Origin of the sequence: Pseudomonas sp. MONT-RG-20F-20-E-7-02 (assembly GCF_022662395.1) — a bacterium.
GTDB lineage: Bacteria > Pseudomonadota > Gammaproteobacteria > Pseudomonadales > Pseudomonadaceae > Aquipseudomonas.
In genome coordinates, this window is record NZ_JAKNQN010000030.1 from 1 (window position 1) to 1188 (window position 1188).

1 protein-coding gene is annotated in these 1188 nt (G+C 52.6%); it reads right to left on the reverse strand.

The features are described 5' to 3' along the window. Window positions 1-25 precede the first annotated feature (25 nt). Window positions 26-1150, reverse strand: a complete 1125-nt coding sequence (locus tag L8I05_RS29385; protein WP_242176712.1) for an IS481 family transposase — start codon at window positions 1148-1150, stop codon at window positions 26-28. Window positions 1151-1188 lie beyond the last annotated feature (38 nt).

Genomic DNA, 1188 nt, shown 5'->3' on the forward strand with positions numbered 1-1188 from the left:
CATGTGCGGGGACATGGTTGACGCATTATTGACCATAGTCAGGTTTGCTCACATCGATCGTTCGTAGAAAGTGATGGCAGAAGTAGACGTCAAACAGTCCCTCGCCTTTAGTGCTGGGCCGTATTGCGATGTGATGCCCTACTAAACCTTTGGCAATGCTGAAATAGCGTTTCTGAAAGCGAAATCGGCTGTGATAAGCCTTAGCCAATACGTCGTCCGGTCCGTATTCAAACGTTGGTAACTGTCTCGGATAAGCCCATGGACTGGCGCGATACCGGTCCATAGGGACCTTGTAGTCCAACGCCTGATGAGGGCGTTGGAGGTTATAAATCTCACGCCATCTATCAAACGCTGCTTGAGCTTCCTTGAGCGTGGAAAACTGACGACCCTCAAGCACTTCGGCCTTGAGTGAACGATGGAAACGCTCAATCTTTCCGTTTGTTTGGGGGTGATAAGGGCGGCTAAAGCTGATTCGAATTCCCAAGCAAATCAACCAGATACTCAGCTCTGTAATTTCACCGGGATTACGGGGCGAGCCCCATGGCGGGCCGTTATCCACATTGATGCGAGCGGGCAATCCGAAACGCTGGAATATCTCGGTCAGCTTCTCCTTCACCGTGGCTCCACGCTCGTTATCACAGGCCTGAATAGCCAAATTGAAGCGTGAATGGTCATCCAGCAAAGTCAGTGGATGGCACCTGCCTTCCTGCGTCGGAAAGTGCCCTTTGAAATCCATCTGCCAAAGATCGTTGGGCGCATCGTGTTCAAATCTCAGCTTTGCTTCTTGCTCCTTCGGAGCAGGCTGAATCAGTCCGTGTCGGTGCAAGACGTTAGTAACGGTACTGGGCGCGATCTGCTTTTTCAGGATGCTGCTGATTGTGCGACCACCCCATGCGGGATGATTTTGCCTAAGCGCTATGACCTGCGCCTCCAGGTCGGGTGTGGTCAGCTTCGGGCTGGTAGCCGGTTTGCGGGATTTTTCTCGCAGACCCGAATGACCGAGTTCCTCGTAGCGGCTAAGCCATTTGTAGGCTGTTTGAGGGCTGATACCGAATCGTCGACACAGTTCTCGTTTATTACTGCCGGACTGCCGTGCTAAGGCAACAAACTCTTCTTTCAGGCTCATGGCATCTCTCGTGTCCCAGGGCATGATGGCTTTCCGGCGAAGTTGGCTCGCCGAAAAGTGTC

Coding starts and splice junctions, on each gene's coding strand:
- L8I05_RS29385 (WP_242176712.1), bottom strand. CDS start 1,150: ATGCCCTGGGACACGAGAGATGCCATGAGCCTGAAAGAAGAGTTTGTT.